The organism is Caulobacter sp. Root655, from assembly GCF_001427665.1.
Lineage (GTDB): Bacteria > Pseudomonadota > Alphaproteobacteria > Caulobacterales > Caulobacteraceae > Caulobacter.
The window spans coordinates 60691-73299 of the sequence record NZ_LMHC01000025.1 but is presented as its reverse complement, the minus strand read 5'-3'; the positions used below and the strand labels follow the sequence as shown (position 1 = coordinate 73299).

The following is a 12609-nucleotide window of genomic DNA, read 5'->3' as shown; positions in this document are numbered from 1 at the left end:
AGGGTCCGCCCCGCTCGCGTTCACCGATGAAAAGGGCCGATCCATCAGCGAACGCTTGCAAATTGGTCGCGACCGGGCCACTTCGCAAACAAGGTCTTCTGCCGGGGCGTTCAGTAAAACTCATGGAAAGACAGTCGGAACGGCGGCGCCTGCCCCCCCTCAACGCCCTGCGTGCGTTCGAGGCCGCGGCGCGTCACCTGAACTTCAGCCGCGCCGCCGACGAGCTGTCGGTGACGCCCGGCGCCGTCAGCCAGCAGATTCAGAACCTCGAGGACTATGTCGGCGCGGCCCTGTTCAAGCGCACGCCCAAGGGCCTGCTGCTGACAGACGCCGCCCAGACCGCCCTGCCCGCCCTGCGCGAGGCCTTCGACCGGCTGGCCGAGGCCGCCTCCCTGCTGACCGCCGCCGTCGACGGTCGCCGCCTGACCCTGACCGCCGCCCCCTCGTTCGCCGCCAAGTGGCTGGTGCCGCGCCTGGGCAAATTCGAGCAGGCCCAGCCCCAGGTCGACGTCTGGCTGTCGGCCGGCATGGAGGTGGTGGATTTCGCGGCCGGCGAGGTCGACCTGGCCATCCGCTACGGCTCGGGCCGCTATCCGGGCCTGGAGGTCATCCGCCTGCTCAGCGAGACGGTGATCCCGGTCGCCTCGCCCGAACTCCTGGCCTCCAACCCCTTGGAATCGCCGGAAGATCTCAACCGCCACATCCTGCTGCACGACGGCTCGCCGGACGCCGACGACAGCTGTCCCGACTGGGCCATGTGGCTGGCGGCGCGCGGCATCAAGTCGGTGGACGGGGCCCGGGGTCCGCGCTTCAACCAGTCCAGCCTGGTGATCGAGGCCGCCGCCAACGGCCGGGGCATCGCGCTGGCCAAACAGACCCTGGCCCAGGCCGATCTGGACGCCGGCCGTCTGGTCATCCCATTCGAGATTCCCACGGCCGTGGACTTCGCCTATTACGTCGTCCACCCCAAGGCCAAGGGGCGGCTGCCGCAGGTGAAGGCGTTCGTTTCCTGGCTGCAGGCCGAGGCCGCCGCGCATGAAGCGGCGCTCCTCACCATGGACAACGGCGCGGGCATCTAGGGCTAAATGGTCAAGACGAATATCGAGGTCGGTGAACGACGGGTTCCCGGCGACTGCCAGTCCATGGCCGACGTGCGCCAAGGCGTGGACGCCCTGGACCGGGCCCTGGTGGTCCTGCTGACCGAGCGCCAGGGTTACATGGACGCCGCCGCCCGCATCAAGGCCGACCGCTCCAAGGTGTTCGACCGCGCGCGGATCGAGGACGTGGTCGACAAGGTCAAGGCCGCCGCCCGCGCATCGGGGCTGTCCGAGGCCATCGCCGAGCCGGTGTGGCGCACGCTGATCGACCGCTGCATCGCCTATGAGTACGACAGCTGGGACCGCACGAAGGGCTGAGGCCCTTCTGTTGTTTCCAACCTTGTCATCCCGGGCGAAGCGAAGCGCAGAGGCCAATGTCTCGTTCTCCACGCTCGTGGCCCTGGCTGAGGGGCTCAATGTCTATCTGACTAGGTGGTAGAGCAATATGAACGACAGTAAGGACAGAGTTGCTGAGGCGCTCGACCTCCTCAATCTTCACTACGAGCAATTCCATGCGATGGTGCCGGTCGCTCGGGAGACTGGACATCCCGTTCCGATGGACACTCGCGGGTGGTCGCAAATCCTGATCAGCGTCCTAACGGGGCTCAGTGGGCTTGCCCGCAAGAAGGGGGCTGATCTCAAAGACGGTTCCGACGTCAAGGCAGCGAATACGTGGGAGGCTATCGACACTCCGAGGTTCAATGGGGTCATCAAGGCCGGTACAAAATCAGCCACATCCGATACCCTCGCCTCGCTGGACGGGATGCCGTTCCTCTTCTTAGTGATGTGGGATCAGACCAAAGAAAAAGCTGCTCGTTGCCGCATCTGGTGTGTCAGGCCGCAAGCTGACCCCCGATTCAGGGCAATGTGCGAAGCTTGGTATGCAGCTCGCGCAAGCGGAGCCATATCGAGCACGAACTTTCAGCTACACCCACCCAGGGGTCTGGATGCGAACGCCATCCGGAATACGTTCGGCAACCTTCACTACCCGCTGCTCTTCTGCGCGATCCGGAGTGGTGATCGTTACGATGTCAAGACCTACGACCCAGAGGTGCTGCCAAATGGCCTATGCACCCTCGGTGACGATGCTGCTGCCGCCGAGATCCTGGTGCACGAGGGTGTCGAGGATCTGTTCACCGCCACTGAGGAGCGAACATAAGGATCGGCGGAAGAAGGGGATTAGCGCCCAGTGGCGCAAGCCCTTGCTTACGTTGGGCTTATCGGAGCGCAATCTCTACCCAGAGAGGCGGTCCAAAGAGCACCAAGCGGCAGCTTTATCGGGAAAAATGGCGCGCGGATACGGATGCTGCGGAGAACTATGAGTGGCCGCTGGCCATCTGGCGGACCAAACGACCGGCCGCAAAAGCTGACGTTCGGAAAGGTATCGCCAAACCCGCCGTGGGGGCGTTCGTTCGGCCGCCATGAGCCTCGACGGCGACAGGCAGCAACATCGGCAGCGTGATGGCTCCGAGAGCGATCGATTTCATGTGCCCCTCCCCAGGTGCTCGACACCCCAGTCAGCAACTTCGTCGATAGTCAAAGCGGATGCTGGCTCAACCGAAAATGGTGCGCGTCACACTTTCGCCTTGTGCTGTTCCGGAAAACGGACAAGCTTGATCCACGTCGGCCTTAGGGGGCTGAGCCAAAAAATCGCTTCAGGTCCCGACCTGTATGATCTGGAGTGCTGATGTATCGCGCGGACCCCACGCCCGTCCTGTCACCGGCCGACATTCCCGACTGGGACTATCTCCCCGAAATCGACTTGGCCGACTACCTCGATGCCCACCCGCACCAGCACGTTTTCCGGATTTTTGCCGGAACAGTGACACTCAGCCGATCGATAAGTCGCCGCACGAGTATAACGGATCATGCTCTTGATCTTCGCATCGACTGCAATGAACTCCACATCGGGATAGATCCAGCGCGGCCCAACGGCATTGTCCTGTTCGACGTTTCCGGCATGGACAGTGATTCTACCCCGGGGTCAGTCGTCGGTTGGAAAACGTGGGCTCCCGAAACCGAATCTGCCGAAGATGGCGAAGCTGGTTTCGACGGCGGATCGATTGAGATCAACGCCTTGTCGGTCTTTACGGCGCAGTCGGCCGTTTCTCTTGACCTCGACATCCTCCAGCTGGGCGGCAAAGGCGGGAATGGCCAACAAGGCTATTGGGGCGCTGATGGCGTAGCGGGAATTTCAGGGCGGGACGGTGCTGATACCAACATACAGCCAAACCCGGATTACGACGTCCTGCCGGGCGATGGCGCCAACAGCAACTCCTACGTGAGGGCCATCGTCAATCGTTCAGCGACGGCTTCCGGCGTCGATCCCAAGTCGATTCCCAATCCGAGCGGCTGGAATCCGGGCGTCGACCAGGCCAATCACGTTCAGTTCAGTTCTCCGCCGCCACCGCCACCGCCGCCCTGCATTCGTCCGCCAGAGCAAGGCGGGTGCAGTCCCCGGTAGACAGGCCGCGCGCGCTGATCCGTCGCCGGGTGCGCGGCGCGCGCTACTCCGTCTTCTACCCCTTTCGCGCGTTCTAAGAGATCGGTGAAATCATGACTTCGTTCGCGAAGAGAATAACCCAACTGCTGGCACCGCTCGTTGCCGTCGCGCTGCTGCCGGGATGCGCTATCGCCAAGCCCAATGTGGAGAAGCTGTTTTTTGGGAAAACCCGAGCCGACATCGTCAGTGGCAAGATGGGGAAGGTTGTCGAGGTCTATTGCTCGGGCAATTCCGAGGTCGCGCAAATCTGCAATCCGTCGGTCGCCAATATCATCGTTGTCGATAGGCGCGAGGGCTATGTGTACGTCTTCATGTCCAGAGACCTGGTCTCAACCACCGTCCTATTCGCGCGCCGCGTCGATTCCTGAGATGGGCAAACTTGAACGCAGACACGGCTTTCTATCGCATTGCGGCTGGTAGCCGGTCGCGGTGATGGTCCCGTCGCGTCGTTGCCTCGCCGCGTTTCCCCTTACGATCCTCCTGGAGCCCGCTACGGCGCTGGCGGCGTCGCCGGGTGTCGTGGCGACTGTAAAGGCCATCTTCGCGCAGCCGGACGAACGGTTGGACTATGCGCGGACCAAGCTGGCCTTCGACAGGATAGTCGCGCCGGCGACCAACGCGATCGCCATCATGGCGCAGCTCGATGCGCTGGCGAAGGCGGCAACCGAGATTGCAGGACCCGGCGCGCCCGACCTTAAGAAACTCGCCTTCCTTCGCCATGTCATCTACGACGCCGGGCCGTGGAATGGCGGCAGGGCCTTCAGCTACGACCTCACCGATCCACTTGGTCAGAAGCCGGGCAACCAACAGCTAGCAACCTACCTCACGACCCGTCGCGGCAACTGCGTGTCGATGCCGACGCTGTTCCTGATCCTCGCCGAGAAGATGAGAATAAAGGGCATCGCCCTGGTCGACGCGCCGCTGCATCTGTTCATCCGCTACACCGACGAGACCGGCAAACCGCTCAATCTGGAAACAACCAACGGGGCCAACCCGACTCGCGATGCCTGGTATCGTGAGAAATTGCCAATGTCGGACCGCGCCATCGCGTCCGGCCTCTACATGCGCCCGCTTACGCGGCGCGAGGCGATTGGAGATTTGGCGCTGGGCGTTGTCGATGATCTTATCACCAAGGGGCATTTCGAGCAGGCCGGTGAGGTTGCCGAGGTGATCGTGAAAAACGCCCCGCGCAACGGCCACGCCATGGTCAAATCGGGCACCGCCTATGCGGGACTGCTGCAACGGGATTTCATCGGGAAGTACGCAAACCCGGACCTCGTGCCGGTGGCGCAGCGGCCTCGCTATCTGCGTCTCATCGAGAAGAACAAGGCGGCTTTCTGGTCAGCCGAGGCGCTGGGCTGGGAGCCTGTTGAATAGCGGGCGACGTTCGCCAGATTTGCTCCGGGGAGGGCGCGATGATCCGGCTATGGTGGTTCTGCCTTTGGCTCTGGGAATGGTTCTGGCATCCCCAAGGCATGCTGGTGTGGGCCGAGGCGAACCAGGGCGCTGCGTGATCCGGGCCATGCGTTGGGGCCGAATGCTCTATCCGGAACAGGCCGAGTTCTGGCTCTTTCCAGCCGACAGCGCGTCGGGCCACATCGTCGAGCACAGCGCGCCACGAACCGCGTCTTCTCCGCCCGATTGCAGCGTTTGCGTCGCCCATATCAGGCCCAGAAAGGGACCCTCATCGGCCGCCTTCAGAAGGCCGTCGAGCTTCTTGCGATACTGTTCGCGTCTAAGCCGGCTGGTGGTCTTGCCGCTCGAACGCGACCTTTCGGATGCGTGGACCATGACGGCGAGTCCAGCGTGAGTCGGCCCGGTCTGTCAGCCTGCGAACGGCCGCGCCTGCCCTCGTCGAATCACGCCGGCTCAGTATCCGTAACGCGACAACCTAGCGGAGGGCGGCAGCGAAACAGGGGTGCGGCGAAGGGCTACAAGGGACATGGATCGTACGAGGCGGAGACAGACAGCTCCCGGGAGGAGAAAATCCCCCGACTAAAACCCCGACTAAAACGAATCCCTAGTCGGGGGCGCTTGCGCCCCGAAGGGTAAGTCTTTGATTTTCTTGGAGAAAATGGCGCGCCCGGAACGATTCGAACGTCCGACCCTCAGATTCGTAGTCTGCTGCTCTACCCCTTCAACGACCGCAATGCCCGCTCGTGGGCGTAGGCGGCGATGTCCATCAGGGCCAGGTCCAGCGCGTTGCGCACCGCGTCCAGGCTGTGCGTTCCCGCCTCGGCGCCCTCGCACACATCGCCCAGGGCGAAGGCCCCGACGCCCCGCGCCGCGCCCTTGACGGTGTGGACGGCGTCGCTCCAGCCGGGGTGGCTCTTGCTCAGCATCGGCGACCACAGGGCGGCTTGTTCGCGGAACAGGGCCAGCACTTCGTCGATGACCGTCGAATCGTCGGCCGCGAACCCTTCCAGATAGGCGAAATCGACCGCGCCGCTGATGTCTCGTCTGGCCAAAAAATAGTCCCTTGCGTTCCAAGATTCTTTGCGTATGTTCCGCGCCTCGCCGCCGAGGCAAACCACCGCTTCGGGCCGCGCGGGCGCATAGCTCAGTTGGTAGAGCAGCTGACTCTTAATCAGCGGGTCGTAGGTTCGAATCCTACTGCGCCCACCATTCCCTTCCAAGATTTCAAAGACTTTCCCCTCTGGGGACCCCGTCATTCGACGTGTCGCGTTCGACGGTGACGAGTCCGTGCGTTCGCAATCTACCCGCCCGGCGCGGCGGACGTAAGGGCACGATGGCCTCGCGCGTCGTTCCGTCGGATGCTGCCCACAACGAAGGCGGAAAGCCCCACGGGAGGCGATCGATGATCACGCTCTATCACTGCGTCGGCGCGCGCTCGTTCCGGGCCCTGTGGGCCCTGGAGGAGCTGGGGCTGCCCTATGACCTCAAGCTGACGGCCTTCCCGCCACGGTTTCGCGAGCCGGGCTATCTGGACATCAACCCGCTGGGCACGACGCCGACCCTGCTCGACGGCGAGACCTTGATGAGCGAGTCGTCGGCGATCTGCGAATACCTGGCCCGCCGCCATGGACCCAGCGACCTGACCGTGGGTCCCGACGAGCCGGGGTTCGGGGCCTATCTGAATTTCCTGCACATGGGCGAGGCCACCCTCACCTTCCCGCAGACCATCCACCTGCGCTACGCGGTGTTCGAGCCCGAGGAGCGCCGGCTGCCGCAGGCCGCCGCCGACTACGTGCAGTGGTTCCTGTCGCGGCTGAAGGGCGCGGCCAAGCTGCTCGACGGTTCCGGCTATGTCGCCGCCGGCCGCTTCACCATGGCCGACATCTCGGTCGGCTACGCCCTGAAGCTGGCCGAAAGCCTGGGCTTCGCCGACAAGTTCCCCGTCCCCTTCACCGCCCACCTGGCGCGCCTGAAGGCCCGGGACGGCTACCAGCGGGCCCTGGCCGCCGAAAGCCACGGAGAGTCTGTCCTGTGAGCACGCCCGCCGACCGCATCCCCGTCATCGTCGGCGTCGGCGAGGTCGTCGACCGGCCCAGCGACCTTGGCCTGGCGCTGGAGCCCCTGGCCCTGATGGCCCGGGCCCTGCGCGAGGCCGACGCCGACGCGGGCGGCGGCTTTCTGGGCAGGATCGGCTCGCTGGACGTCGTCAACCAATTGAGCTGGCGCTACGCCGACACGGCGAGCGAGCTGTGCGCCCGCCTCGACATCGCCCCGGCCCGCACCGTCTACGGCCCGGTCGGCGGCGAGAGCCCGATCCGCTTTCTCCATGAGGCCGCCCAGCGCATCGCCCGGGGCGAGGCGCGGGTCGCCGCCGTGGTCGGGGCCGAGGCGCAGTGGAGCGTCAACAAGGCCCGGGCCGCCGGGGTCGAACTGCCGTGGACGACCAAGCCGCCGGCCACCGGCGGCGGACCGCGCATCGAGGTCCATCCGCTGGCCCTGAAGCTGGGCGTGTTCCTGCCGGTCAGCGTCTATCCGTTCTACGAGAACGCCGCCGCCCACCACTGGGGCCAGACGCCGCGCCAGGCCCTGGCCGAGTCGGGGGCCCTGTGGTCGGCCTATTCGGCGGTGGCGGCGGAGAACCCGAACGCCTGGCTCAAGCGCCGCCTCACGCCGGACGAGATCACCACGCCGCGCCCCGACAACCGGCCGATCGCTTGGCCCTACACCAAGCTGATGGTCGCCAACATGGCGGTGAACCAGGGCGCGGCGGTGATCCTGACCAGCTTGGCCGACGCCCGGGCGGCGGGGATCGCCGAGGACCGCCTGGTGTTCGTCTGGGGCGGAGCCGCGGCCCGGGAGCCTAGCGACTATCTGCAACGCGACCACTACCACGCCTCCCCGGCTCAGGACGCCGTGCTGGAGGCCATGGGCGGCATGGTCGGGGACCTTGGCGACTTCGACGCCCTGGAGCTCTACAGCTGCTTCCCCTGCGTGCCGAAGATGGCCCGCCGAACCCTGGGCCTGGCCGAAGGCGTCACGCCGACCGTGACCGGCGGCCTGACCTTCTTCGGGGCGCCGATGAACGACTACATGACCCACGCCGCCGCCGCGATGACCCGGCGGCTGAGGGCGGGCGGCGGGACCGGCCTGCTCTACGGACAGGGCGAGTTCGTCACCAAGCATCACGGCCTGGTTCTCGCAGACCGTCCGGCCCCGGACGGCACACGGTCGCTGGAGGACGCCAGCGTCCAGGCCCAGGCCGACGCGCGGCGCGGACCGGTCCCCGCCTTCGTCGAGACCGCGACCGGCCAGGCGACGCTGGAGACCCACACAGTGCTCTACGACCGCGAGGGGGCCGCGACCCACGGCGTGGCGATCGTCCGCGTCAGCGACGGTTCCAGGGCCCTGGCGCGGGTCCCGGCGGCCGACGCGACCACCCTGGCGCGGCTGACCGATCCCGACGCCTTTCCGATCGGGCTGGAGGGCGGCCTGGCCACGGCCGGCGACGACGTCCTGGAGTGGCGGCTGGGCTGAGGTGAACCCGGCGCGCGGGGGGACGTTGTTTCCGGCGAAGGAGCGCTCCCATGCCTCGCCGTCTCGCCCTCGCCGTCCTGCTGGCCCTCGGCCTAGCCGGCTGCGCCAGCCAGCAGGCCGCCATGCCCGGCTACGCCTGGGCGTTCATGCAGGATCCGGGCGAGGGCCCGAAGCTGGCCTATGGCCGCCCGTCCAGCGACGAGGTGCTGCTGATGATGACCTGCGCCGCCACGCCCGGCCGCGTGACCCTGACCGCGACGGGCCTGACGGGTTCGCGACTGGCCGTCAGTTCCGGCGGCCAGACGGCGCGCCTCGCGGCCACGACGACGCCGGGGCTTGGCGACGACAGCCTGCTACAGGCTGTCACCGACCGCGACACGCCGGTGCTGAGCAACTTCCGTCGTACGGGTGATCTGGCGATCCTGCATGGCGACACCCGTCACGGGATCGCGGCGGCTCCGGCCGATCGGGGCCAGGTGAAGGCCTTCTTTAGGGCGTGCGAGGCTTAGAAGCGGCCGGCCCTGCGTCCTTCGAGGCCCGCTACGCGGGCGCCTCAGGATGAGGACCGTTTCTACTGACTTCCTCATCCTGAGGTGCGAGCCGCAGGCGAAGCCTCGAAGGACGCAAGGCGCTTAAGCCCGCCGCCCCGCCGCGCTGACATTGTCCACGCCCAGGGCCGACAGCGCCCCGCGCAGGATGCCCTCGGCGTCGAGGCCGGCCTGGGCGTACATGACGTCGGGCTTGTCCTGGTCCTGGAAGATGTCGGGCAACACCAGGGTGCGGATCTTCAGGCCGCGGTCCAGAGCGCCGTGCTGGGCCAGGGCCTGCAGCACGAAGGCCCCGAAGCCGCCCATGGCGCCTTCTTCGACCGTGATGATCGCCTCGTGCTCGCGGGCCAGCCGCAGCAGCATGTCGATGTCCAGCGGCTTGGCGAAGCGGGCGTCGGCGACCGTGGCCGACAGGCCGCGCGCCGCCAGCAGGTCGGCGGCCTTCAGGCATTCGGCCAGGCGGGTGCCCAGCGAGACGATGGCGACGCTGGTCCCCTCGCGGACGATGCGGCCCTTGCCGATCTCCAGCGGCGCGGCCAGGTCGGGCAGGGTCAGGCCCAGCCCCTCGCCGCGCGGATAGCGGAAGGCGCTGGGACGGTCGTCGATCTCGACGGCCGTGGCGACCATGTGGGCCAGCTCCAGTTCGTCGGCCGCCGCCATCAGCACCATGCCGGGCAGCGCCCCCATGAAGCCGAGGTCGAAGGTGCCGGCATGGGTCGGGCCGTCGGCGCCGACCAGGCCGGCCCGGTCCATGGCGAAGCGCACGGGCAGGCGCTGGATGGCCACGTCGTGGACCACCTGGTCGTAGCCGCGCTGCAGGAAGGTCGAATAGATCGCGGCGAACGGCTTCATGCCGTCGGCGGCCAGGCCGGCGGCGAAGGTCACTGCGTGCTGCTCGGCGATGCCGACGTCGAAGGTGCGGTGCGGATAGGCCTTGCCGAACAGGTCCAGCCCGGTGCCCGAGGGCATGGCGGCGGTGATGGCCACGATCTTGTCGTCGACCGCCGCGTGCTTGATCAGTTCCTGGGCGAAGACCTTGGTGTAGCTGGGCGGGCCGGCGGCCGCCTTGTGCTGCTGGCCGGTGACCACGTCGAACTTGACCACGGCGTGCAGCTTGTCGTCGGCGCCCTCGGCCGGGGCGTAGCCCTTGCCCTTCTGGGTGACGACGTGGACCAGCACCGGCTTTTCGTCGAAGTGCTTGACGTTGTTCAGCACCGAGACCAGGGCGTCCATGTCGTGGCCGTCGATCGGGCCGACATAGTGGAAGCCAAGCTCCTCGAAGAAAGTGCCGCCGGTGACCATGCCACGGGCGTATTCCTCGGCCTTGCGGGCCGCGTCGCGGATCGGCGACGGCAGCTTCTCGACCACCGTCTTGCCCAGCTTGCGCACCTTGCGGTAGGCGCCGCCGGAAACCAAGTTGGCCAGATAGGCGCTCATGCCGCCCACCGGGGGCGCGATCGACATGTCGTTGTCGTTGAGGATGACGATCAGCCGCTTGGTGGTGTCGACCGCCGCGTTCATCGCCTCATAGGCCATGCCGGCGCTCATCGAGCCGTCGCCGATCACCGCGATGACGCTGTTGTTCTCGCCCTTGGCGTCGCGGGCGGCGCAGAAGCCGAGCGCCGCCGAGATCGAGGTGGCCGCGTGGGCCGCGCCGAACGGGTCGTAGACGCTCTCGGCCCGCTTGGTGAAGCCCGACAGCCCGCCGCCCTGGCGCAGGGTGCGGATGCGATCGCGGCGGCCGGTGAGGATCTTGTGCGGATAGGCCTGGTGGCCGACGTCCCAGATGACGATGTCCTTGGGCGTCTCGAACACGTGGTGCAGGGCGACGGTCAGCTCGACCACTCCCAGGCCCGCGCCCAGATGACCGCCGGTCACCGAGACGGCGTCGATGGTCTCGGCCCGCACCTCGCTCGCCAGCTGCTTGAGCTCGGCGATGGAAAAGCCGCGCGTGTCGGCCGGCGAGGAGATGGTGTCGAGGAGTGGGGTCACGAGAGACATGTCCGAAGAAAGCGCGGTCAGTTGCGGCGGTCCAGCACGAAATCAACGCTGCGGCGCAGATGATCGGCCCGTTCGCCGAATATATCGAGGTGTGACTTGGTTTGCACGGCCAACAGGTTGACCCGCTCCTTGGCGGCGCCCAGGCCCAGCAGGGTGACGTAGTTGGCCTTGCCCTTGGCGGCGTCCTTGCCGCCGGCCGCCTTGCCCAGCACCGCCGCGTCGCCCTCGGCGTCGAGGATGTCGTCGACGATCTGGTAGGCCAGGCCCAGGTCCTGGGCGAAACCCATCAGGGCGGCGCGCTCCTCCGGCTTGGCCCGGGCGATGATCAGCGGGATCTCGAAGGCGAAGGCGATCAGCGCCCCGGTCTTCAGGCGCTGCATGCGGGCCACGGCCCCCAGGTCGTCGCGGACGCCCAGCAGGTCGATCATCTGGCCGCCGCACATGCCCTTGGCGCCCGAGGCGATGGCCAGCTTGCGCACCAGTTCCGAACGGACGTGACCGTCGTCATGGGTGTCGGGGTGGGCCATGATCTCGAAGGCGGCGGTCTGCAGGGCGTCGCCGGCCAGGATCGCGGTGGCCTCGTCATATTGTACGTGCACGGTGGGACGGCCGCGACGCATGTCGTCGTCGTCCATGGCCGGCAGATCGTCATGCACCAGGCTGTAGGCGTGGATGCACTCCAGCGCGCAGGCGGCGCGCAGCACCGGCCGCTCGGGCAGGTCGAACATCTTGCCGGTTTCCAGCGCGAAGAACGGCCGCAGCCGCTTGCCGGGCCCCAGCGCCGCGTAGCGCATGGCCTCGGTCAGCCGGCTCTCGGGCCCCTCGGCCCGCGGCAGCAGTTCGTCCAGCGCCACGGTGACGATGTCGGCCGCCTGGACGATGCGCTTCTCGAGGTCGATCAAAACAGCTTCCCCCCGTTGGGAACGTCACGGTCCACGTCGACCAGCACCACGCCGCCCTCGGCGTCCGGAAAGCCCAGGCAGAGGACTTCGGACATCACCGGACCGATCTGGCGTGGCGGAAAATTGACCACGGCCGCCACGCGGCGACCGATCAGTTCGTCCAGGGCGTAGTGCTTGGTGACCTGGGCAGAGGATTTCTTGACGCCGATCTCGGGGCCGAAATCGATGGTCAGCCTGTAGGCGGGCTTGCGCGCCTCCGGGAACGGCGCGGCCTCGATGACGGTGCCGATACGGATATCGACCCGCTCGAAGTCCTCGTAGCCGATCTGGGAGGACGCCTGGCCCATCAGTTGAACTCGGCCGCCTCGGCGCTGACCACGCCGCCTTGGCCCAGCACGATCTTCTCGACCTTCAGGCGGGCGGCTTCGAGCTTCTTTTCGCAGTGCGCCTTGAGAGCCGCGCCGTCCTCGTAGATCTCGATCGAGCGCTCGAGCTCGGCCTTGCCGGACTCCAGTTCGCCGACGATCTGCTCGAGCCGGGCCAGGGCCTGCTCGAAGCTCATGCCTTCAAGATCCTGTGGACTGATCATTTCTACTCCGGGGCGAACC

At 66.7% G+C, this 12609-nt stretch carries 15 protein-coding genes, 2 tRNA genes and 1 pseudogene; 10 read left to right on the top strand and 8 right to left on the bottom strand.

All coding sequences use genetic code 11. The features are described from left to right. Positions 1 to 122 precede the first annotated feature (122 nt). From gcvA to ASD79_RS20065, 6 genes are all read left to right on the top strand, one after another. A complete protein-coding gene (gene gcvA, locus ASD79_RS20085; protein ID WP_056724931.1) occupies positions 123 to 1079 on the top strand; it encodes a transcriptional regulator GcvA in 957 nt (318 codons plus the stop codon). A 6-nt stretch (positions 1080 to 1085) separates the two neighbouring features. Then, a complete protein-coding gene (locus ASD79_RS20080; RefSeq protein ID WP_056724929.1) occupies positions 1086 to 1415 on the top strand; it encodes a chorismate mutase in 330 nt (109 codons plus the stop codon). 127 nt (positions 1416 to 1542) lie between these two features. Then, a complete protein-coding gene (locus ASD79_RS20075) occupies positions 1543 to 2256 on the top strand; it encodes a MamI family restriction endonuclease (protein ID WP_056724927.1) in 714 nt (237 codons plus the stop codon). A 528-nt stretch (positions 2257 to 2784) separates the two neighbouring features. Then, entirely contained in the window at positions 2785 to 3561 is a 777-nt protein-coding gene (locus ASD79_RS24115; RefSeq protein ID WP_156400596.1) for a hypothetical protein, read from the top strand. Positions 3562 to 3653: 92 nt separating this feature from the next. Further along, complete coding sequence (locus ASD79_RS20070) at positions 3654 to 3968, top strand: hypothetical protein (RefSeq protein ID WP_056724925.1); 315 nt, start codon at positions 3654 to 3656, stop codon at positions 3966 to 3968. 64 nt (positions 3969 to 4032) lie between these two features. Continuing rightward, on the top strand, positions 4033 to 4977 hold the full coding sequence (locus ASD79_RS20065) for a transglutaminase family protein (RefSeq protein ID WP_056724923.1): 945 nt from the start codon (positions 4033 to 4035) through the stop codon (positions 4975 to 4977). A 165-nt stretch (positions 4978 to 5142) separates the two neighbouring features. Here the strand turns inward: ASD79_RS20065 and ASD79_RS24110 are convergent, their stop codons facing one another. From ASD79_RS24110 to ASD79_RS20060, 3 genes are all read right to left on the bottom strand, one after another. Continuing rightward, positions 5143 to 5391 carry a hypothetical protein gene (locus ASD79_RS24110; protein ID WP_156400595.1) on the bottom strand — a complete coding sequence of 83 codons (249 nt, stop codon included), beginning with the start codon at positions 5389 to 5391 and terminating at the stop codon, positions 5143 to 5145. A 284-nt stretch (positions 5392 to 5675) separates the two neighbouring features. Next, a tRNA-Arg gene (locus tag ASD79_RS24105) sits at positions 5676 to 5748 on the bottom strand. Next, entirely contained in the window at positions 5730 to 6068 is a 339-nt protein-coding gene (locus tag ASD79_RS20060) for a histidine phosphotransferase (RefSeq protein ID WP_056724921.1), read from the bottom strand. The genes ASD79_RS24105 and ASD79_RS20060 overlap by 19 nt, the downstream gene beginning before the upstream one ends. An 81-nt stretch (positions 6069 to 6149) precedes the next feature. Between ASD79_RS20060 and ASD79_RS20055 the strand changes: the two genes are divergently transcribed. The 4 genes from ASD79_RS20055 to ASD79_RS20040 all read left to right on the top strand — a co-directional run bounded on the left by ASD79_RS20055 (position 6150) and on the right by ASD79_RS20040 (position 9059). Further along, a tRNA-Lys gene (locus tag ASD79_RS20055) sits at positions 6150 to 6225 on the top strand. Between the two features lie 193 nt (positions 6226 to 6418). After that, on the top strand, positions 6419 to 7051 hold the full coding sequence (locus ASD79_RS20050) for a glutathione S-transferase family protein (RefSeq protein ID WP_056724919.1): 633 nt from the start codon (positions 6419 to 6421) through the stop codon (positions 7049 to 7051). Then, positions 7048 to 8550, top strand: coding sequence for an acetyl-CoA acetyltransferase (locus tag ASD79_RS20045; protein ID WP_056724917.1), 1503 nt, complete (start codon positions 7048 to 7050; stop codon positions 8548 to 8550). The genes ASD79_RS20050 and ASD79_RS20045 overlap by 4 nt, the downstream gene beginning before the upstream one ends. 50 nt (positions 8551 to 8600) lie before the next feature. Continuing rightward, a complete protein-coding gene (locus ASD79_RS20040) occupies positions 8601 to 9059 on the top strand; it encodes a hypothetical protein (RefSeq protein WP_056724915.1) in 459 nt (152 codons plus the stop codon). 34 nt (positions 9060 to 9093) lie between these two features. Here the strand turns inward: ASD79_RS20040 and ASD79_RS25225 are convergent. The 5 genes and pseudogenes from ASD79_RS25225 to ASD79_RS20020 all read right to left on the bottom strand — a co-directional run. Next, positions 9094 to 9211: pseudogene (locus tag ASD79_RS25225) on the bottom strand (hypothetical protein); the annotation flags it as partial. Beyond that, entirely contained in the window at positions 9183 to 11099 is a 1917-nt protein-coding gene (gene dxs, locus ASD79_RS20035; protein WP_056724913.1) for a 1-deoxy-D-xylulose-5-phosphate synthase, read from the bottom strand. The pseudogene ASD79_RS25225 and the gene dxs, both read right to left, overlap by 29 nt. Before the next feature lie 17 nt (positions 11100 to 11116). Next, on the bottom strand, positions 11117 to 12001 hold the full coding sequence (locus ASD79_RS20030; protein WP_007669679.1) for a polyprenyl synthetase family protein: 885 nt from the start codon (positions 11999 to 12001) through the stop codon (positions 11117 to 11119). After that, positions 11998 to 12348: a tRNA-binding protein gene (locus tag ASD79_RS20025; RefSeq protein ID WP_007669677.1), complete on the bottom strand. Its 351-nt coding sequence runs from the start codon at positions 12346 to 12348 to the stop codon at positions 11998 to 12000. Before ASD79_RS20025 ends, ASD79_RS20030 begins: the two co-directional genes overlap by 4 nt. Continuing rightward, entirely contained in the window at positions 12348 to 12590 is a 243-nt protein-coding gene (locus ASD79_RS20020; RefSeq protein WP_056724910.1) for an exodeoxyribonuclease VII small subunit, read from the bottom strand. The genes ASD79_RS20025 and ASD79_RS20020 overlap by 1 nt, the downstream gene beginning before the upstream one ends. Positions 12591 to 12609: the final 19 nt, after the last annotated feature.

Coding starts and splice junctions, on each gene's coding strand:
- ASD79_RS20025 (WP_007669677.1), bottom strand. CDS start 12,348: ATGGGCCAGGCGTCCTCCCAGATCGGCTACGAGGACTTCGAGCGGGTC.
- ASD79_RS20050 (WP_056724919.1), top strand. CDS start 6,419: ATGATCACGCTCTATCACTGCGTCGGCGCGCGCTCGTTCCGGGCCCTG.
- gcvA (WP_056724931.1), top strand. CDS start 123: ATGGAAAGACAGTCGGAACGGCGGCGCCTGCCCCCCCTCAACGCCCTG.
- ASD79_RS20040 (WP_056724915.1), top strand. CDS start 8,601: ATGCCTCGCCGTCTCGCCCTCGCCGTCCTGCTGGCCCTCGGCCTAGCC.
- ASD79_RS24115 (WP_156400596.1), top strand. CDS start 2,785: ATGTATCGCGCGGACCCCACGCCCGTCCTGTCACCGGCCGACATTCCC.
- ASD79_RS24110 (WP_156400595.1), bottom strand. CDS start 5,391: ATGGTCCACGCATCCGAAAGGTCGCGTTCGAGCGGCAAGACCACCAGC.
- ASD79_RS20070 (WP_056724925.1), top strand. CDS start 3,654: ATGACTTCGTTCGCGAAGAGAATAACCCAACTGCTGGCACCGCTCGTT.
- ASD79_RS20080 (WP_056724929.1), top strand. CDS start 1,086: ATGGTCAAGACGAATATCGAGGTCGGTGAACGACGGGTTCCCGGCGAC.
- ASD79_RS20075 (WP_056724927.1), top strand. CDS start 1,543: ATGAACGACAGTAAGGACAGAGTTGCTGAGGCGCTCGACCTCCTCAAT.
- dxs (WP_056724913.1), bottom strand. CDS start 11,099: ATGTCTCTCGTGACCCCACTCCTCGACACCATCTCCTCGCCGGCCGAC.
- ASD79_RS20020 (WP_056724910.1), bottom strand. CDS start 12,590: ATGATCAGTCCACAGGATCTTGAAGGCATGAGCTTCGAGCAGGCCCTG.
- ASD79_RS20065 (WP_056724923.1), top strand. CDS start 4,033: ATGGTCCCGTCGCGTCGTTGCCTCGCCGCGTTTCCCCTTACGATCCTC.